Here is a 292-nt window from a genome sequence, read left to right as displayed (position 1 = left end):
ACAACACAACATTCAGGAACGACACCTGTACCAGCTAATCCGATGGATAGCAAATCAATTACAACACCACAGTTATGAACAACACCAACACCAGCTAATCCGATGGAAAGTAAACCAATTACAACACCACAGTCAGGAACAACACCAACATCAGCGAATCCGATGGAAAGTAAGCCAATTACAACACCACAGTCAGGAACAACACCAAAACCAGCGAATCCAATGGAAAGTAAGCCAATCACAACACCCCAGTAAGGAACACCACCAAAACCAGCGCATCTAATAGCAAGTA

1 pseudogene is annotated in these 292 nt (G+C 43.5%); it reads left to right on the top strand.

The annotated features are described in order from the left end of the window. Window positions 1–252 (top strand): annotated as a pseudogene (locus JDS95_RS31480) (hypothetical protein); the annotation flags it as partial. Window positions 253–292: the final 40 nt, after the last annotated feature.

Source organism: Bacillus cereus group sp. N24 (assembly GCF_016483345.1).
GTDB classification, from domain to species: Bacteria; Bacillota; Bacilli; order Bacillales; family Bacillaceae_G; genus Bacillus_A; species Bacillus_A toyonensis.
This window is presented reverse-complemented; position numbering and strand designations above follow the sequence as displayed.